We start from the raw sequence: 19,251 nt of genomic DNA, 5'->3' as shown, positions 1-19,251 counted from the left end.
TTCCATGTCTGCCCTCAATGCCGTTGAAAAAGGGGCCGCCGCCGTCGGTGCCCATTTGGTTCGCGATGTCAGCCTGCCTGCCCTGGTGCTGCACCGTGACGCCCTGGAACATAACATCCGCTGGATGCAGGACTTTGTCCGCAGCAGCGGCGCCGAGCTGGCGCCCCACGGCAAGACCAGCATGATGCCCGCGCTGTTCCAGCGCCAGATCGCCGCCGGTGCCTGGGGCATCACCCTGGCTACCGCCGTGCAGACCCGCGCCGCCTACGCCAGCGGCGTGCGTCGCGTGCTGATGGCCAACCAACTGGTGGGCGCGGCGAACATGGCCTTGATCGCGGACCTGCTGGCCGACAAGGATTTTGACTTCCATTGTATGGTCGATCACCCGGACAACGTCGCCGACCTGGGCCTGTTCTTCGCCGCCCGTGGCCAGCGCCTCAACGTGATGATCGAGTACGGCGTGGTCGGTGGCCGGTGCGGCTGCCGCAGCGAGCAGCAAGTGCGCGACCTGGCCAAGGCGATCCAGGCCCAGCCGGCATTGGCCCTCACCGGTATCGAGGGTTACGAAGGCGTGATCCACGGCGAGCACGCCATCAGCGGTATCCGCGCCTTCGCCGCCAGCCTGGTGAGCCTGGCGGTGGAACTGCAAGACAGCGGCCTGTTCGACCTGCCCAAGCCGATCATCACCGCATCGGGCTCGGCCTGGTACGACCTGATCGCCGAGTCGTTCGAAACGCAAAACGCCGCCGGCCGTTTCCTCAGCGTGTTGCGCCCTGGCAGTTACGTGGCCCACGACCATGGCATCTATAAAGAGGCGCAGTGCTGCGTACTCGAACGCCGCAGCGACCTCAACGAGGGCCTGCGCCCGGCAATGGAAGTCTGGGCGCATGTGCAGTCGCTGCCGGAGCCTGGTTTTGCGGTGGTTGCCCTGGGCAAGCGCGACGTGGCCTACGACGCCGGTTTGCCAGTGCCGCTCAAGCGCTACAGGGCCGGGATCGTGCCGGCGCAAGGTGATGATGTGAGCGGGTGCAAGGTCACGGCGGTAATGGACCAGCATGCGTTCATGACTGTGGCGCCGGAGGTTGAATTGCGTATTGGCGACATCATTTCCTTTGGTACGTCCCACCCTTGCCTGACCTTTGATAAATGGCAGGTGGGGTGCCTGGTGGACGAGCAGTTGCAGGTGGTCGAGTCTCTGCATACCTGCTTCTAGACCGAGTCGCGGCTATCGCAGCGATGCGGCGACCCGACAAGCCAGCTCCCACAGTGACCGCGTTTTAACTGAAGGAATGCAGTCGAATGTGGGAGTCGGGCTTGCCCGCGATGGGGCCCTCCAGCACACCTGAGAACTTTGCCATGAACACCCACCCCCGCACCGCCCTCATCGGCGAATGCATGATCGAACTGCAACACCGCGCCGACGGCAGCCTGCACCAGAGCTTCGGCGGTGACACCTTGAACACCGCGGTGTACCTGCGCCGCGAGCTGGGCGATGCCGGCAGCGTTGACTACGTCACCGCCCTGGGCGATGACAGCTTCAGCGATGCCATGTGTGATCATTGGCACGCCGAAGGCCTTGGCCTGGACAGGGTCCAGCGTCTGCCTGGGCGCCTGCCGGGCTTGTATTGCATCCAGACCGACGCCCAGGGCGAACGTAAATTCCTCTACTGGCGCAACGAGGCGGCCGTGCGCGACTGCTTCACCACGCCTGCCGCCGAGCCGGTTCTGGCGGCCCTGCCGGGCTATGATGTGGTGTATTTCAGCGGCATTACCTTGGCCGTGCTGGGAGACATCGGGCGTGAGCGTTTACTGCAGGCGCTGATCGAAGCCCGCCTGCGCGGCGCCAGGGTGGTGTTCGATAACAATTACCGGCCCCGGTTGTGGGCCGATGTGCAAACGGCTCGTGAAGCGTATCGCAGGGTGGTGGCCGAGGTGGACATTGCCTTGCTCACCGAGGATGACGAACGCGCGTTGTTTGGTTATGAGGATAGCGAGCAGGTGTTCGCGGCGTACCCGTCGATTGCAGAAGTGGTGCTCAAGCGGGGAGCGGATGCGTGCCTGATTCGTTGCGCGGGCGAGCGCTTTGCGGTGCCGTCGTTGAAAGTGGAGAAGGTGGTGGACACCACGGCGGCGGGGGATTCGTTCAGTGCGGCGTATTTGGCCTGTCGGCTCAAGGGTGGCTCGCCCCAAGACGCCGCACTGGCGGGGCATCGGTTGGCAAGCCGGGTGATTCAGGTGCCCGGGGCGCTGATACCGAGATGATCACTGATCGTTCCCACGCTCTGCGTGGGAGCGCAGCCCGGGACGCTCCGCGTCCCAGAAGCGGACGCAGAGCGTCCAGTGAGGCATTCCCACGCAGAGCGTGGGAACGATCGGACTGAAGCCATCCACTCAATCGCGGTAAAACACCTGCACCAGGTGATAGCCAAACTTGCTCTTGATCGGCCCATGCACCACCTTCACCGGTTTCTTGAAGATCACCGCATCAATCGCCCCCACCATCTGCCCGGGCCGCACTTCGCCCAGGTCACCACCGCGTTTGCCCGACGGGCAGGTGGAGTACTTCTTGGCCAGCACATCAAAGGCTTCGCCCTTGGCAATGCGCTGCTTGAGTTGTTCGGCTTCTTCGCTGGTTTTCACCAGGATATGACGGGCTTGGGCTTTCATGGGGCTCTACCAGCTGTGCGACGGCGCGCGATTATGCCTGAACTCAGGCCTCGACGCCGATCATGCTACGGATTTTGTTGGCCAACAGGTCAATGGAAAAAGGCTTGGCGACCATGTCCATGCCGTCCTCCAGGAACCCCTGGCGCTCGGCGGCTTTCTCGGCATAACCGGTCATGAACAGCACGCGCAGGCCGGGACGATGCTGACGGGCGATTTCCGCCAGTTGTCGGCCGTTCATGCCGGGCAAGCCAACGTCGGTCACCAGCAAGTCCACACGCAAATCCGACTCCAGCAACGGCAGCGCCGCACGGGCATCCGCCGCCTGGTGCGCGGTGTAGCCCAGTTCGTCGAGCACATTGACCACCAACATGCGCACCGCCGGGTCGTCCTCGACCACCACCACCGCTTCACCGGCCAGGGCCACGGGCGCTTCGGTCAGGCTGGCGGGCAGGCTGCTTTCCAGCGCCGTGCCATACAAACGCGGCAGGTACAGGCGCACGCAGGTGCCCTGGCCCGGTTCGCTCTGGATGGTCACGTGGCCGCCGGATTGCTGGGCAAAGCCGTAGATCATCGACAACCCAAGGCCAGTGCCTTGGCCGATGGGCTTGGTGGTAAAGAACGGGTCGAACGCCTTGGCGAGGATTTTCGGCGCCATGCCGCTGCCGTTGTCGCTCACACCAAGCATCACATAGTCGCCGGCCTTGACCGGTTCCAGGGTGGTGATGTCGGTGCCGTCCAGGTAACTGTTGGCGGTTTCGATCAGCAGCTCGCCGCCGTCGGGCATGGCGTCGCGGGCGTTGATCACCAGGTTGAGCAGGGCGTTTTCCAACTGGCTGGCGTCGGTGTTCACCGGCCAGATGTCCTTGCCCAGTTGTACCTTGAGTTCGATATGCGCGCCCTTGGTACGCCGGAACAGGTCTTCCAGGGACGCCACCAGTTGGTTGGGGTCGGTGGGGCGACGGTCCAGTGACTGGCGCCGCGAGAACGCCAGCAGCCGGTGGGTAAGGGCGGCGGCACGGTGCGCGGAGGACACGGCAGCATCGGCAAAACGGCCGATATCGTCGCTGCGCCCGGCGGCGATATAGCGCTGCATCAGGTCCAGGCTGCCGATGATGCCGGTGAGCATATTGTTGAAGTCATGGGCGATACCGCCGGTGAGCTGACCGACCGCTTCCATCTTCTGCGCATGGCGCAGGGCATCTTCTGCACGTTCGCGCTCGAACATCTCGTTCTGCAGGCGCTGGTTGGCCTCGGCCAGCGCCTGGGTGCGCTGGGCCACGCGTTCTTCAAGGTTCTCGTTGAGGTGGCGCAGGGCCTCTTCGGTGAGCTTGCGTTCGGTCTCGTCGATCACAAAGATGTAGAAACCATTCACCGAGCCGTCACTACTAAACCGCGGCAGGTACTTCATCAGCGCATGGCGGGGGCGGCCGTCGCGATGAGGCGTCACCGTCATGAAGCTGCACGCCTTGCCCTTGAGCGCGGCGGCGATCTTGTCTGCGCGCCCGGCATACACCTCGTCGCCGAGCACTTCGCGGATGGTCTTGCCGTACAGCTCCTGGGGCGTTTTGCCATACCACTCGAGGTAAGCGCTGTTGTTGAGGCGAAAGCGCTGTTCGTGGTCAACGTAGCCGATCAACACCGGCATGGCGTTGATGATCAGTTGCAGCTCGGTCTGGCTCTGGCGCAAGGCCTGCTCGGTGTTTTTGCGCTCGGTGAGGTCCAGCGCGGCGCCGAGGAACCGCGCCGGCCGGCCCTGTTGATCCTTGTAGCAGCGGCCACGGGCGAACACCCAGCGCACCTGGCCATCGGCCTGTTGCAGGCGGTATTCCTCGGCGTACTCGGTGCCATGGGTGATGCAATGCTTGATGCTGCGCGTCACTGTGCCCCGGTCTTCGGGATGCACGCCGTGCAGGTAGGCGCTGATGGGCAGCAGGCTTGAATCGTTGGGGTCGACGCCATGCAGGTAGGCGAAATGGGCGTCGGCGATGAAGCGGTCTTCACCGATATCCCAGTCCCAGGTACCCACCGCGTCGGTGGCCGCCAACGCGAGTTGCAGGCGTTGCTCGGTGTTGTGCTGGGCCTTGAGGCTTGCTTCGGAGCGCTGTTGCAGTTCGAGGGTTTTGCTGCGTCGCTCATTGGTTTCAATGGCCGTGACCAGAATGCCGGCTACCCGGCAGCTTTCATCGCGCACCGGGCTGTAGGTCAGATCCAGCCAGATTTCGGTATCGCAGCCCTGGCGGTGCAGCACAAAGCGTTGCTCGCTGAAGGTACGCACCTGGCCGCCGAGCACGGCGTCGTACACCGGCGCGGCGAAGCTTTCAAGCTCAGGCCAAGTGTGGTGCGCCGGCTGGCCCAGGGCGCCGGGGTGCTTGCTGCCAATCAGGTGTGCAAAGCCATCGTTATAGAGTTGCGTGAGGTGCGGGCCCCACAGCAGTACCATCGGCATGGGCGAATGCACGACGATATCAACGGCAGTGCGCAGGCTTTGCGGCCACTCACTGGCCTCACCGAGTGGGCTTTGCGCCCAGTCCAGCCGCTTGATCAACGCAGCGGCTTCGCTACCGGTGGATGTTCCATTCATAAAAAGCCCTGAGCATGACGCTTTGAAAAATGACAACACCCATTATCCCAAGGAGCGGCAACGGGTGGCTACCCCGGAAAAATAGCATGCCTTGAGGGTTTTTCTTCAAAACGCTGCGTCAGCGCTGAAACCTTTCATCTAATAAGCCAGCTCAGCTCTGTCGCGAAATTGCTCCAGTGCCTGGGGGTTGGCCAGGGCATCGGTGTTTTTCACCGGCTCGCCATGCACCACATTGCGCACCGCCAATTCGACGATTTTGCCGCTGATGGTGCGGGGGATATCCGTGACAGCGAGGATCTTCGCCGGCACATGGCGCGGGGTGGTGTTGGCGCGAATCACCTGGCGGATCTGCTGTTGCAGCGCCTCGTCCAGTTCAATTCCGTCATCCAGGCGCACAAACAGCACCACGCGCACGTCGTCCTGCCAGCGTTGACCGATGGCGAGGCTTTCCAGCACCTGCGGGACCTTTTCCACCTGGCGATAAATCTCGGCGGTGCCAATGCGCACGCCGCCGGGGTTGAGCACCGCATCGGAACGCCCGTGGATCAACAGGCTGCCGTTGGCGCGTTGCTCGGCATAGTCACCCTGGGCCCATACACCGGGGAACTGACTGAAATACGAAGCGCGCTGTTTCTGCTGCTGCGGGTCGTTCCACAGTCCGATGGGCATGGCAGGGAAATGCCGAGTGCACACCAGTTCGCCTTTCTCTCCGATCAGGGGCCGGCCCTGGTCGTCCCACACTTCGATGGCCATGGCCAGGCTCTTGCACTGCATCTCACCACGCCGTACCGGCAGCACCGGGTTGCCGATCACAAAGCAGGAGACAATGTCGGTGCCACCGGACATCGAGGACAGGCACAGCTCGGCTTTGATCTCGCGGTACACGTAGTCGTAACTCTGGGGCGACAGCGGCGAGCCGGTCGAAATCAAGCCCTTGAGGCTGCCCAGATCGTGGCTCAGGCGCGGCTGCAACCCGGACTTTTCCAGGGTGGCGAGGAATTTGGGGCTGGTGCCGAACACGCTGATTTTTTCCGCATCGATCAGGTCGATCAAACGTTCGGGGCCGGGGTGGAACGGCGAGCCGTCGTACAGCACCGCGGTGGCGCCGATCGCCAGCACCGACACCAGCCAGTTCCACATCATCCAGCCGCAGGTGGTGTAATAGAACAGGCAGTCCTCGCGGTTCAGGTCGGCATGCAGGCCGTGTTCCTTGAGGTGAGTCAGCAATACGCCGCCAGTGCCGTGGATGATGCACTTGGGGATGCCGGTGGTGCCGCTGGAATAAAGGATATACAGCGGGTGATCGAACGGCACCGCGACAAATTCCGGTTCGCCGCCGGCTTGATAGAAGTCGTCCCACAGCGCGACGTGGGCGTGGGTGGTGTAGTCCCCAGCCTGCGCTTCGGGCTTGGCGTAAGGCACGATGATCAGCTGTTGCAGGGAGGGCAGGCGTTCAAGGATCTCATTGAGCTTGGCGCTCTGGTCGATGCGCTTGCCGGCATAGCGGTAGCCTGCGCAGGTGATCAGCACCTTGGGCTCGATCTGGCCGAAGCGGTCGATGACGCCTTGGGTGCCGAAATCTGGCGAGGAGCACGACCAGATCGCACCGAGGCTGGTGGTGGCGAGCATGCCCACCAGGGTTTGCCAGGTATTGGGCATACACGCGGCCACCCGGTCACCTATGCCGACCCCGGCCGCCCGCAGGCTTTTTTGCAGGCCGGCAACCTGTTCCGCCAGTTGCGCATAGCTCAATTGTTCACGTTGGCCGTCTTCGCTGACAGCCACCACCGCAGGATGATCGTCGCGCCGGCGCAACAGGTGTTCGGCGAAGTTCAGGGTGGCGCCGGGAAACCATTGGGCGCTGGGCATCTCGATGTCTTCGATCAGCGTGACGCTGGATGGGCTGCGAAACTGCACGTCGAAGAACGCGACAATCGCCTGCCAGAAATCCGGGCGCTGGTCGATGCTCCATTGGTGCAGGGCGGGGTAGTCGTCGAGCTGCACGCCGTGCCGTTGGTTGATGAAGCGGCGGAACTGATCCATGCGCGTGTTGGCGATGCGTTCCGGGGAGGGTTGCCAGAGGATCTCGGACATAAGCTGCCTCTTCTCGTTCCCACGCTTCGCGTGGGAATGCCTGACTGGACGCTCTGCGTCCGCTTTTGGGGCGCGGAGCGCCCCGGTCTGCGTGCCCACGCAGAGCGTGGGAACGATCATCACGGGTTTACTGGGCCAGCCAGCCACCATCGATGTTCCAGGCCGCGCCGCGCACCTGGGCACCGGCTTCACTGCACAAGAACAGCACCAGCTCCCCGAGTTGCGACGGCGTCACAAACTCCAGCGACGGCTGTTTCTCTGCCAACAGATCCTGCTGCGCCTGCTGGGGGTCTATTCCAGTGGCCACGCGATCATCAATCTGCTTCTGCACCAGCGGCGTCAGCACCCAGCCCGGGCAGATGGCGTTGCAGGTGACATTGCTGGTGGCGGTTTCCAGGCCCACCACCTTGGTGAGGCCGATCACCCCATGTTTGGCCGCCACATACGCCGCCTTGCCCACTGAGCCGACTTGCCCATGCACCGAGGCGATATTGACGATGCGCCCCCAGCCCTTGGTCTTCATGCCCGGCAAGCTCAGGCGTGTGCTGTGGAACACCGAGGACAGGTTGATGGCGATGATCGAATCCCAGCGCTCCACAGGGAAGTCTTCTACCGCTGCCACATGCTGGATACCGGCATTGTTGACCAGGATGTCCACGCCACCGAACTCGCGCTCGGCGTAGGCGAGCATGTCGGCGATCTGCGCGGGGTCGCTGACGTCTGCCGGGTGATGCCCGACCTTGCCGCCAAACGCCTGTACCTGGGCGACCACCGCGCTGGCGTCGCCAAAGCCGTTGAGAATCAGGTTGGCGCCGGCCTTGGCCAGGCTCAGGGCAATCCCCAAGCCGATGCCGCTGGTGGAGCCGGTGACCAGGGCGGTCTTGCCATTCAAAGTTGTCATGAAAACCTCACACAATGCCGGTGGCGTAGAAAGTGCCGATCACCACGAACACCGCAAGGGTCTTGATGATCGTGATGCCAAAAATGTCCTTGTAGGCTTCGCGGTGGGTCAACCCGGTGACCGCCAGCAGGGTGATCACCGCGCCGTTGTGGGGCAGGGTGTCCATGCCGCCGCTGGCCATGGCCGCGACTCGGTGCAGCACCTCAAGGGGGATATTGGCCGCGTGGGCGGCTGCAATGAAGCTCTCGGACATCGCCGCCAGGGCGATGCTCATGCCGCCGGAAGCGGAGCCGGTGATACCGGCCAGCAAGGTCACGGTGATCGCTTCGTTGATCAGCGGGTTGGGGATGCCCTTGAGCCAGTCCGCCAGTACCAGAAAGCCTGGCAGCGAGGCGATCACGGCGCCAAACCCATATTCCGACGCGGTGTTCATCGCCGCAAGCAATGCACCGCTTACCGCGCTTTTACTGCCTTCGGCCAGCTTGCTCTTGATCGCCGAGAAGCCGAACACCAGCACCACGATAATTCCCACCAGCAATGCCGCCTGCACCGCCCAGATCGCGGTGAGCTTGGCGATTTCGGTGGTCACCGGCGCGCTCATGCCCGGCAGGCTGAGGCTGTGGGTCTTGCCGTACCACTGCGGGATCCAGTGGGTGAACAACAGGTTCATCACCCCCACCAGGATCAGCGGCGACAGCGCGACCCATGGGTTGGGCAAGGCAAGGTTGTCGGCGGTTTCCGGCTCATTGCGCAACTCGGTGCCATAGCCCTCACCGGCACGCTGGGCCTTGTTGCGCTGGCGTGCGAGGTAGAGCATGCCGGCGCAAAACACGAAGATCGTGCCTATCAGCCCCAGCCACGGCGCCGCCCAGGCGGTGGTGTTGAAGAAGGTGCTGGGGATGATGTTCTGGATCTGCGGCGTGCCGGGCAGGGCGTCCATGGTGAACGAGAACGCACCGAGGGCGATGGTCGCCGGGATCAGGCGCTTGGGGATATTGCTCTGGCGGAACATCTCGGCGGCAAACGGGTACACCGCAAACACCACCACGAACAGCGACACGCCACCGTAGGTGAGCAGGGCGCAGACCAGCACAATCACCAGCATCGCCTGGCGCGTGCCGAGCAAGCGGATCGCAGCGGCCACGATCGAGCGCGAAAACCCCGACAGCTCAATGAGCTTGCCGAACACCGCACCGAGCAGGAATACCGGGAAATACAGCTTGATAAAACCGACCATCTTTTCCATGAACACCCCGGTAAAGGCAGGTGCGACGGCGGACGGGTCGGTGAGCAGCACCGCGCCAAGGGCGGCGATGGGGGCGAACAGGATAACGCTATAGCCACGGTAGGCGGCCAGCATCAGCAGCGCGAGCGCGGCCAGGGCAATGATCACACTCATGGTGTGTCTCCATCGGATTGTTATTGTTGTGGGTGAGGCTGTGGGAGGAAGCTATAGCGAGATGTGTGCCAGATTTATAACTTGTTGATATGTATGGATTTATTGTGGATTTAAAGTGATTTTCGAGACGGCAGTCTCAACCTGGAGACGAGTGGAGATCCTTGTGGGAGCTGGCTTGCCTGCGATAGCGGTGGTTCAGCTGGCTTGTAGGGCACTGTTAGACCGCTATCGCAGGCAAGCCAGCTCCCACATAAGAAAGTCTTGATATTGGGAATTGCGTCTCTTGTTTGAGACTAAGTTAGTCCAAGCGCCAGCATTTTTTTATACAACGTCGACCGCCCAAGCCCCAACCGCTTGGCCGCCTCTACAACATTTCCGTCACTGGCCTTGAGCGCGCCCGCAATCACCTGCCGATCAAACCGCTCCCGCGCCGCCGCAAAGGTTTCACCCTCGACCGCCGCCGCCGCGCCTCGCTGTACCGGGCTGAACGTGCCAATCGCTGCGCGAAGGTCGTTGGCATTGAGCATCAGGTCATCACTCAGCAACGCCGCCCGCTCCAGCACATTGCGCAGCTCGCGGATATTGCCCGGCCAGGCATGTTGGGCCAACAGCGCCAGGGCATCGCGGTCCAGTTCGTGCTGGCTGCGCAACTCCTCAAGGATCGCCTCGCTCAGCGCCGGAATATCCTCCAGCCGTTCACGCAGCGGCGGCACCTGGATCGGCAGCACGTTGAGGCGGTAATACAGATCGGCGCGAAACTCGCCACGCTTGATCGCCGCTTCCAAGTCCATGGACGTCGCGGCAATCACCCGCACATCGCTGTGCAGCATCTCGTTGGAGCCCACCGGTTCGAATTCCTTTTCCTGCAACACCCGCAGCAATTTGCTTTGCAGTGGCAGCGGCATGTCGCCGATTTCATCGAGAAACAACGTGCCGCCCTGGGCAATCTGGAACTTGCCGGGGCGACCCTTGCGGTCGGCACCGGTAAAGGCGCCGGGTGCGGTGCCGAAGAATTCGGCTTCAAGCAGATCATGGGGGATCGCCGCGCTGTTGACGCTCACAAAGGCTTTGTGCGCCCGTGGCGATGCGCCGTGAATGGCCTGGGCCAGCAGCTCCTTGCCGGTGCCGGTCTCTCCGAGCAGCAATACCGGCGAATCGGCACTCGCACTGCGCCGCGCCCGGCGCTTGACCTCAAGGCTGGCGGCGCTGGTGCCGATAAAGTGCGCGAAGTTGTATTTGCTTTGCCGCGAACGCAGCAGCGAGCGCGTGGAGGCCAGCTCCTGCTGCATGCTCAGGTAGCGCTCGATCAGCGGCGACAGGTTGCGCAGTTCATCGAACAGCGCAAACCCAATCGCGCCGATCACCGCCCCGGCCTCGTCGTGGATCGGCAGGCGCATCACCACCAGCGGGCCTTTGGGAGTGTCCTGGATATCCAGCAGGATCGGCCGGTCGTTGCGCACCACCTGGCGCAGCAGGCTGTTGGAAATCACCTGCTCGCAAGGCTGGCCGATGGCTTGGTCGGCGCTCTTGAGGCCAAAACGCTTGGCGTAACGCTCGTTCATCCACACGATGTTCGCATCGCGGTCGACGATGACTGTGCCCTCGCTGGACTGCTCGATGATCTCGAACAGCGACTGGATGGCCAGGCCGCGAACCTGTTGGTAGTCCTTGAGGCTGGTACTCATGGGTACAGAATCCTGTTAATGATCGTTCCCACGCTCTGCGTGGGAATGTCTACCGTGACGCTCTGCGTCACTCGGCGTAGGGCCAAGACACGACGCGGAGCGTCTCGGGTTGTGTTCCCACGCAGAGCGTGGGAACAATCTCACCTCACAAAGGGATGTGCGCTGCTGCCAGCAGTTCTTTGGTGTACGGGTGTTGGGGCGATTCGAACACATCATGGCTCGCGCCACGCTCCACCACCTTGCCATCCTTGACCACGATCATGTCATGGGCCATGGCCCGCACCACCGCCAGGTCATGGCTGATAAACAGGTAGGTCAGGCCGTATTTGTCCTGCAGTTCGCGCAGCAGCGCCACCACTTGTTTCTGCACTGTACGGTCGAGGGCCGAGGTCGGTTCGTCGAGCAGCATCAGCGCTGGCTTGAGTACAAGGGCGCGGGCAATGGCGATGCGTTGGCGCTGGCCACCGGAAAACTCATGGGGGTAGCGATGTCGGCTGGCAGGGTCGAGGCCCACGTCCTTGAGCACCTGTATGACTTGCGCGTCACGCTCGGCCAGGCTGCACGGCGCGTGTACTTCCAGGCCCTCGCTGATGATCTGCTGCACCGACATGCGCGGGCTGAGGCTGCCATAGGGGTCCTGGAACACCACCTGCATCTGCTTGCGCCATGGGCGCATCTGCTGATGGTTGAGCGGGTCCAGGGCCTCACCCTGGAAGCGAATGCCGCCGCTGGAGTCGAGCAAGCGCAGGATCGCCTGGCCCAGGGTGGACTTGCCGGAACCGGACTCGCCGACAATCCCCAGGGTTTTGCCGCGCTGCACGCTGAGGCTGATGCCGTCCACCGCGCGCAGGTAGGTCTTGGCCCGGAACAGCCCGCCACCGAGGGGGAATTGCACGCTCAGGTCATCCACTTCCAGTACCGTCTCACGGGGCTCGCTGCACAGCACATCGCCCGAGGGCTCGGCGTCCAGCAGCAGGCGGCTGTAGGGATGCTGCGGTGCGGTGAACAAGGCCTGGCAGTCAGCCTGCTCGACGATTTCGCCGGCACGCATCACACAGACCCGCTGGGCGATACTGCGCACCAGGTTGAGGTCATGGCTGATCAGCAGCAGCGACATGCCCAGGCGTTGTTGCAAGGACTTGAGCAGCAGCAGGATCTTGCGCTGCACCGTCACGTCCAGCGCCGTGGTGGGCTCGTCGGCAATCAGCAGTTCGGGCTCGCAGGCCAGGGCCATGGCGATCATCACCCGCTGGCGCTGGCCGCCGGACAATTGATGGGGGTAGGCCTTGAGCCGTTCCTGGGGTTTCTGGATGCCCACCAGTTCCAGCAGTTCGAGGATGCGCGCCTGCGCCGCCTTGCCGCCCAGGCCCTTGTGCAGCAGCAGGGTTTCGCCGATCTGCTTTTCGATGCTGTGCAGCGGGTTGAGGGAGGTCATCGGCTCCTGGAAGATCATGGCAATGCGGTTGCCGCGCAATTTTTGCAAGGTACTCGGTGAGGCGCCGATCAGTTCCTGGCCGCGATACTTGATGGAACCCAGGGTTTCGGTGCCGGCTTGCGGCAGCAGTTGCAGGATCGAATGGGCCGTCACCGACTTGCCCGAGCCCGACTCGCCCACCAACGCCAGGCACTCGCCAGGGCGCACGTCCAGGCTCAGGTTGCGCACGACGGTCTGGCCGTTGAAGGCGACGCACAGGTCGCGGATTTCGATCAGGTTCATACGCAGTCACTCATGAGCGGGGGTCGAAGGCATCACGCAGTGCCTCGCCGATAAACACCAGCAACGACAGAATCAGCGCCAGGGTGAAAAACGCCGTCAAGCCCAGCCACGGCGCTTGCAGGTTCTGCTTGCCCTGGCCGATCAGCTCGCCCAGGGAGGCGCTGCCGGCGGGCATGCCGAAGCCAAGGAAATCCAGAGCGCTCAAGGTGGATATCGCCCCGGTCAAGATAAATGGCAAATAGCTGAGGGTCGCGGTCATGGCGTTGGGCAGGATGTGCCGGCGAATGATCTTGCCGTCGCCCAGGCCCAGGGCGCGTGCGGCCTTGACGTACTCCAGGTTGCGCCCACGCAGGAACTCGGCGCGCACCACGTCCACCAGGGCCAACCAGGAAAACAGCGCCATGATCCCCAGCAACCACCAGAAGTTCGGCTCCACAAACCCCGACAGGATAATCAGCAGGTACAGCACCGGCAGGCCAGACCAAACCTCGAGGATGCGCTGGCCGAGCAAGTCCACCCAGCCGCCGTAGTACCCCTGCAACGCCCCGGCGGCAATGCCAATGACCGCGCTGATGGCGGTCAGGGCCAGGGCAAACAGGATCGACACCCGTGCACCAAAGATCACCCGGGCCAACACATCGCGGGACTGGTCATCGGTGCCCAGCCAGTTCACCGCCGACGGCGGGCTCGGGGCAGGGCGGGTGAGTTCGTAGTTGGGTGTGTCATCGCTGAATGGAATCGGCGGGAACAGCATCCAGCCGCCATCCTGCTTGATCAGCTTTTGCACGTAGTCACTGCGGTAGTCCGCCTGGAACGGCAACTGCCCACCGAACTGCTGCTCGGTGTAGCGCTTGAACACCGGAAAATACAGCTCGTTCTTGAAACTGAGCACCAGGGGCTTGTCATTGGCGATCAACTCGCCGCCCAGGGTCAGGATAAACAGGCCGATAAACAGCCACAGCGACCACCAGCCACGGCGGTTTTTCTTGAAGCGCTCGAAGCGTCGGCGGGCCACGGGGGAGAGGTTGAGCATCAGGCGTTCCTCGCGGCGAAGTCGATACGCGGGTCCACCAGGGTGTAGCAGAGGTCACCGATGAGTTTTATCAAGAGGCCGAACAGGGTGAAGATAAACAGCGAGCCGAACACCACCGGGTAGTCGCGGGACACGGCCGCCTCGTAGCTCATGCGGCCCAGGCCATCGAGGGAGAAGATCACCTCGATCAGCAGCGAACCGGCAAAGAACACGCTGATAAACGCTTGGGGAATCCCCGAGATCACCAGCAACATCGCATTGCGGAACACGTGACCGTACAGCACCCGGCGTTCGCTCAAACCCTTGGCGCGGGCGGTGACCACGTACTGGCGGGTAATTTCATTGAGGAACGAGTTCTTGGTCAGGATGGTCAAGGTGGCAAAGCCGCCGATCACCAGCGCCGTTACTGGCAGTACCAGGTGCCAGAAATAGTCGGCGATTTTGCCCACGGTGCTCAGTTCGGCGAAGTTTTCCGAGACCAGCCCGCGTACCGGGAACCAGTTCAACGAGGTACCGCCGGCGAACACCACGATCAGGAACATCGCAAACAGGAACGCCGGCATCGCGTAACCGATGACGATGGCCGTGCTGCTCCACATATCAAAGCTGCTGCCATGGCGCACGGCCTTGCGTATGCCCAGCGGGATCGACACAAGGTAGGTGATCAGCGTGGCCCACAGGCCAAGGGAAATCGTGACGGGCATCTTTTCCAGGATCAGGTCAGTCACCGTCGCGCCACGAAAGAAGCTGTTGCCGAAGTCCAGTTGGGCATAGTTCTTGAGCATCAACCACAGGCGTTCCGGCGCGGATTTGTCGAAGCCGTATTGTTTCTCGATGTCCTTGATCAGCTTCGGGTCCAGGCCGCGGCTGGCTCGCGAGCCGCTGATGCCTTCGCCGGATGCGCCGGCTACACCACCGCCGCCAATGCCTTGCAAGTGGGCGATGGCTTGCTCCACCGGCCCGCCGGGCGCGGCCTGCACGATTACGAAGTTCACCAGCAGGATGATCACCAGCGTCGGGATGATCAGCAGCAGGCGCCGTACGATATAGGCAAACATCAGTGGGCCTCTCCGCGTTTTTTCAACTCAGCCTGCATTTGTTCGTTCGTCAGCGGGGTGGGGCTGACTTCCCACCAGGTTTCCAAGGCTTCGTCGTTCTTCGCCTCGATGGCCGGGCGCCCGAAACGGTTCCACCATGCGGCGGAGGTGCCCGGTGGGTAATAGTTGGGGATCCACAGGTAATTCCATTGCAGTACGCGGTCCAGGGCGTGGGCATAGGTGAGCATCTTCGCCTGGGTGTCGGCCTTGACCAGGCCATGGATCAGCGTATCGACGGCCGGGTCCTTGAGTACGATGTAGTTGTTGGCGCCCGAATCGAACGCGGCGGCAGAGCCGAAATAGTTGTACAGCTCCATGCCGGGCGAGGTGGTGACTGGGAAACCCGTGACGATCATGTCGTAGTCGCGGGCCATCAGTCGGTTGACGTATTGCGAGGAGTCGATGCGGCGGATGTTCAGGGTAATGCCGATCTGCGCCAGGTTGCGTTTGTAGGGCAGCAACAGGCGTTCGAGGCCGTTCTGGACGTTGAGGAAGGTGAATTCCAGTGGCTCGCCCTGGGCATTGACGAGTTTGTCGCCCACAGGTTTCCAGCCGGCGTCTTCCAGCAGGGCCAAGGCTTGCAACTGTTTGTCGCGGATCATGCCACTGCCATCGGTGACCGGGGCCTTGAACACCTGGGTGAACACCTCGTCGGGAATCTGCCCGCGCAGGGGTTCGAGGATCGCCAGTTCTTGCGGGGTGGGCAACTGGCTGGCGGCCAGCGGGCTATTGGAAAAATAGCTCTGCTGTCGGATGTACAGGTTGCGCATCATCTGCCGGTTGGCCCATTCAAAATCCCACAGCATCGCCAGGGCCTGGCGCACGCGGCGATCCTTGAATATCGGTTTTTGCACGTTGAACACATAGCCCTGGGCCGGCTGCGGCATCTCCTTGGCCAGGTGCGCGCGCTGCAGGCGGCCATCGTCCAGGGCCGGGCCGTTGTAGCCGATGGAGTAACCGGTGGCGGAGAATTCACGGTTGAAATCATAGGCGCCGCCGCGTAGCACTTGGCGGGCTACTTCGGTGTCGCCGAAGTACTCCAGGCTCAGGTGATCGAAGTTGTACAGGCCGCGGCTGACCGGCAAGTCCTTGCCCCACCAGTCGGGGTCACGGGTGAAGGTGATGGTACTGCCGGAGTCGATCTTGCTGACCTTGTAAGGGCCGCTGCCCAGTGGCGCTTCGTAGCCACCGCCGTTGGCAAAGTCGCGGGTCTTCCACCAGTGCTCGGGGAACACCGGCAAGGTAGCGATATCCAGGGGCAGGGTACGGTTTTCGTTGCTGGAAAAGTCAAAGCGCACCTGGCGCTCACCTTCGACCTCGACGTGCTTCACGTCGGCAAATAGCGTGCGAAAGCGCAAGCTGCCTTGGGTCATCAGCACGTCAAAGCTGTAGCGCACGTCTTGCGCGGTGATGGGCTTGCCATCGGCAAAGCGCGCCTTGGGGTTCAGGTAGAAGCGCAGTGACAGGCCATCGTCGGCGCGCTCCATCTTTTGCGCCACCAGGCCGTAGACGGTGTAAGGCTCATCCAGCGAGCGCAACGCCAAGGGCGCATACACCCAGCCGTCGACCTGGGATACGCCGATGCCTTTGTCGATATACGGCAGCACATGGTCAAACCGCCCCACCTCCAGCGCGGAACGCCGCAGGCTGCCGCCCTTGGGAGCGTTGGGGTTGGCATAGTCGAAATGGCTGAAACCTTCGGCGTATTTGGCGGGCTCGCCGTACACCGTCAGGTAGGTTTGCGGGGCTGCGATCACCGCAGTGCTGGCCATTAGCAAGGCCAGGGTGGAACAGAGCAGAGATGAAAAAGCCAATCGCATTATCAGCCTTGAGCGCCGGGTAAGAGTCATAAGGATTTGTACGCTAACGGCCTGGGCATCGCCAGTCATCAGATGCACAACGGCCCACCAAAGGGCGGGCCGTTGTTTATAGCATCAGCGCGGATTGAATCAATCCTGGCGGCTGGTGACTTCCAGCAGGTGGTAGCCGAACTGAGTCTTCACCGGGCCTTGCACGGTGTTGACCGGGGCACTGAAGACCACGGTGTCGAATTCCTTGACCATCTGGCCTGGGCCGAACGAACCGAGGTCACCGCCCTGGCGGCTGGATGGGCAGTTGGAGTTGGCTTTAGCGATTTCTGCGAAATCAGCGCCGCCTTCGATTTGGGCCTTGAGTTCGTTGCACTTGTCTTCAGAGGCAACGAGGATGTGACGGGCGGTGGCTTTGGCCATGGTGAGTAACTCCTAGAGTAAAAAACGGTGAGCGTACCGGATTCAGGCGGTTATTTCTCGGCAAAGTTCCACTGGGTTTCAGCCGGCACTGTTTTCGCCGTGAGGATTCAAGGCAGCACAAGGTAGTCGTTGCGCTGCACGATCGGGCGGTGCGCCGCTTGCACCAGGTGGATATAGCGGCCGTCCACCAGGTCGATGGGCAGGCAGTCGTCGATATCCAGCACCGCGTCGGTGTGGGCCTGGGACCAGTGGCTGAGCATCTGCTGCTTGCCTTTGCCCATGGCCTCCTTTTTGTTACGGGCGATCACCAGCAGGTAGTGATGGGACTCGCCAAAGCTATTGGCTTCGTAACCGCCCAGGTTGATGAAGTACAGGCGGAGTGCATCGCCGTGGGGCGCCAGGTGGCTCAGTTCAACCTTCCAGCCGTCGACGCCATCGACGGCCATCCATGAATCGATGTGTACGCCTTTGGGGCTGCCGAACCAGGCGTCGCGTAATTGCGGGTAGGTGGCTTGCAGGGTGTCCGCCACGGCGAACACCACATCGTGTACTTCGATCCTGGCCCGCGGGTGCTTGCCCCCGAGCATGACGACAAACAGCATTACCGATGATTCCTGGGGAGGGCGGCCTGACAGCCTATCTGATCACTCCCGGCAATCAAACTGTGGGAGATTCTATGGTTGAGGGGCAACCCTCAACCAACGTTACCGGGGAGCAGAGCAAGAGCTGCAGGCTTGTTTGCGCAATCAATGCATCTTGCTATGGTCCATCTTGCTGTGGTCCATGCCATCCAGCCCACGCGCCGTTGCCTTCACTTCGACGGCCTGCTTTTCACCCTTGGCATCTTCTACCGTAAGGGTCAGTGGTACCTGGTCGCCTTCCTTGATCTGGCCGGTCAGGCCCATCAACATGACGTGGTAGCCGTTGGGGTCGAGCTTGACGGCTTTGCCGGCAGGCAGGGCCACCGAGCCCACCGGGCCCATGCGCATGACGTCGTCCTTCATGCTCATCTCATGAATCTGCACGTCCTTGGCCACTGGCGATGCCACGCTCAACAGTTTGCTGTCGCTGTCGGCGGTGAGGGTCATGAAGGCGCCACTGGACGGTTGGCCCACTACGGAGGCGCGTACCCAGGCGTCAGTGACTTGTACCTGGGCACTGGCGTGGGCAGCGAGGCCCAGCAGGGTTAGACCGAGGGTGAGACGCTTGAGGTGTTGAACGGCAGTCATTAGCAGACCTCCATGACGGTGAGCAGGTCTTCTGCGCACTCTTGAGCGGTAAGGGATGCCTGCAAGCCAAGGCGCAGGTTGCCACGGGTGTCGAACACGAAACTGGTGGCGGTGTGGGAGAGGGTATAGGTGTCGCCGGCGGGGATCTTTTCATAAAAGATCCCGAACTCCTTGGCGGCCACGGCGATTTCTTCCGGGGTGCCGTAGAGCGCTTCGAAGCTTGGGTCGAAGGCCTTGACGTAGTTGTCGAGAATTTCGGGGGTGTCGCGCTCGGGGTCCAGGGTGATGAACACCACCTGCATGATCTTGCCATCGCGGCCCATCAGCTTCTTGGCCTGGGCGGCGCGGGCCAGGGCTGTCGGGCAGACGGCCGGGCACTGGGTGAAGCCGAAGAACACCACCGGCATCAGGCCGCGGTACGAGCTCAGGGTGACGGTTTCGCCGTCGGTGTTCTTGAGCTTGAAGGTGCGGCCCATGATCTTGTCACTGAGGTCCTTGCCGTACTTGAAGTTCAGCTTGGGGCTGTAGTCACAGCCGCCCAGCAGGCTGCCCAGGCCCAATAGGCCCATGCCGGTCAGCACTTTGCGGCGGGTGAATAACGTACTCATCAACTGTGC

The 19,251-nt window shown here is 62.3% G+C and carries 16 protein-coding genes; 2 read left to right on the top strand and 14 right to left on the bottom strand.

Annotation, left to right across the window (positions count from 1 at the left end):
- Positions 1-4: 4 nt before the first annotated feature.
- Complete coding sequence (locus AC1RAC_RS04745; protein WP_054896545.1) at positions 5-1,213, top strand: amino acid deaminase; 1,209 nt, start codon at positions 5-7, stop codon at positions 1,211-1,213.
- A gap of 143 nt (positions 1,214-1,356) precedes the next feature.
- On the top strand, positions 1,357-2,262 hold the full coding sequence (locus AC1RAC_RS04740) for a sugar kinase (protein WP_054896619.1): 906 nt from the start codon (positions 1,357-1,359) through the stop codon (positions 2,260-2,262).
- A gap of 129 nt (positions 2,263-2,391) precedes the next feature.
- On the opposite strand, the gene AC1RAC_RS04735 is transcribed toward AC1RAC_RS04740, so the two are convergent.
- The 14 genes from AC1RAC_RS04735 to AC1RAC_RS04670 all read right to left on the bottom strand — a co-directional run bounded on the left by AC1RAC_RS04735 (position 2,392) and on the right by AC1RAC_RS04670 (position 19,242).
- On the bottom strand, positions 2,392-2,667 hold the full coding sequence (locus tag AC1RAC_RS04735; protein ID WP_003174397.1) for a peptidylprolyl isomerase: 276 nt from the start codon (positions 2,665-2,667) through the stop codon (positions 2,392-2,394).
- Between the two features lie 43 nt (positions 2,668-2,710).
- Positions 2,711-5,248, bottom strand: a complete 2,538-nt coding sequence (locus AC1RAC_RS04730; protein WP_034125737.1) for a PAS domain-containing hybrid sensor histidine kinase/response regulator — start codon at positions 5,246-5,248, stop codon at positions 2,711-2,713.
- 138 nt (positions 5,249-5,386) lie between these two features.
- Positions 5,387-7,342 (bottom strand): acetoacetate--CoA ligase, encoded by a 1,956-nt coding sequence (locus tag AC1RAC_RS04725; protein ID WP_492616304.1) that lies wholly within the window; start codon positions 7,340-7,342, stop codon positions 5,387-5,389.
- Between the two features lie 127 nt (positions 7,343-7,469).
- The gene (locus AC1RAC_RS04720) at positions 7,470-8,243 is read right to left on the bottom strand and encodes a 3-hydroxybutyrate dehydrogenase (RefSeq protein WP_492616303.1); all 774 of its coding nucleotides are present in this window, start codon (positions 8,241-8,243) and stop codon (positions 7,470-7,472) included.
- A gap of 7 nt (positions 8,244-8,250) precedes the next feature.
- On the bottom strand, positions 8,251-9,642 hold the full coding sequence (locus AC1RAC_RS04715; protein ID WP_492616302.1) for a GntP family permease: 1,392 nt from the start codon (positions 9,640-9,642) through the stop codon (positions 8,251-8,253).
- Positions 9,643-9,935: 293 nt separating this feature from the next.
- Positions 9,936-11,327, bottom strand: a complete 1,392-nt coding sequence (locus AC1RAC_RS04710) for a sigma-54 interaction domain-containing protein (protein ID WP_463389184.1) — start codon at positions 11,325-11,327, stop codon at positions 9,936-9,938.
- A 145-nt stretch (positions 11,328-11,472) separates the two neighbouring features.
- Complete coding sequence (locus AC1RAC_RS04705) at positions 11,473-13,044, bottom strand: ABC transporter ATP-binding protein (protein ID WP_054896540.1); 1,572 nt, start codon at positions 13,042-13,044, stop codon at positions 11,473-11,475.
- Between the two features lie 10 nt (positions 13,045-13,054).
- Entirely contained in the window at positions 13,055-14,077 is a 1,023-nt protein-coding gene (locus AC1RAC_RS04700) for an ABC transporter permease (protein WP_032896898.1), read from the bottom strand.
- Positions 14,077-15,135, bottom strand: coding sequence for a microcin C ABC transporter permease YejB (locus AC1RAC_RS04695; RefSeq protein ID WP_005788805.1), 1,059 nt, complete (start codon positions 15,133-15,135; stop codon positions 14,077-14,079). Before AC1RAC_RS04695 ends, AC1RAC_RS04700 begins: the two co-directional genes overlap by 1 nt.
- Entirely contained in the window at positions 15,135-16,994 is a 1,860-nt protein-coding gene (locus AC1RAC_RS04690) for an extracellular solute-binding protein (RefSeq protein ID WP_054896539.1), read from the bottom strand. Before AC1RAC_RS04690 ends, AC1RAC_RS04695 begins: the two co-directional genes overlap by 1 nt.
- A gap of 129 nt (positions 16,995-17,123) precedes the next feature.
- Positions 17,124-17,405: a peptidylprolyl isomerase gene (locus tag AC1RAC_RS04685; RefSeq protein WP_492616301.1), complete on the bottom strand. Its 282-nt coding sequence runs from the start codon at positions 17,403-17,405 to the stop codon at positions 17,124-17,126.
- Positions 17,406-17,512: 107 nt separating this feature from the next.
- Positions 17,513-18,007 carry a DUF1543 domain-containing protein gene (locus AC1RAC_RS04680; RefSeq protein WP_127881307.1) on the bottom strand — a complete coding sequence of 165 codons (495 nt, stop codon included), beginning with the start codon at positions 18,005-18,007 and terminating at the stop codon, positions 17,513-17,515.
- A 144-nt stretch (positions 18,008-18,151) separates the two neighbouring features.
- Entirely contained in the window at positions 18,152-18,634 is a 483-nt protein-coding gene (locus AC1RAC_RS04675; RefSeq protein ID WP_054896538.1) for a copper chaperone PCu(A)C, read from the bottom strand.
- Positions 18,634-19,242 carry an SCO family protein gene (locus AC1RAC_RS04670; protein WP_034125726.1) on the bottom strand — a complete coding sequence of 203 codons (609 nt, stop codon included), beginning with the start codon at positions 19,240-19,242 and terminating at the stop codon, positions 18,634-18,636. The genes AC1RAC_RS04675 and AC1RAC_RS04670 overlap by 1 nt, the downstream gene beginning before the upstream one ends.
- Positions 19,243-19,251 lie beyond the last annotated feature (9 nt).

The sequence above is a fragment of the Pseudomonas sp. GW823-FHT02F05 genome, assembly GCF_058797315.1.
Note: the sequence above shows the minus strand (reverse complement) of the source record. Positions and strands in the feature narration are given on the sequence as shown.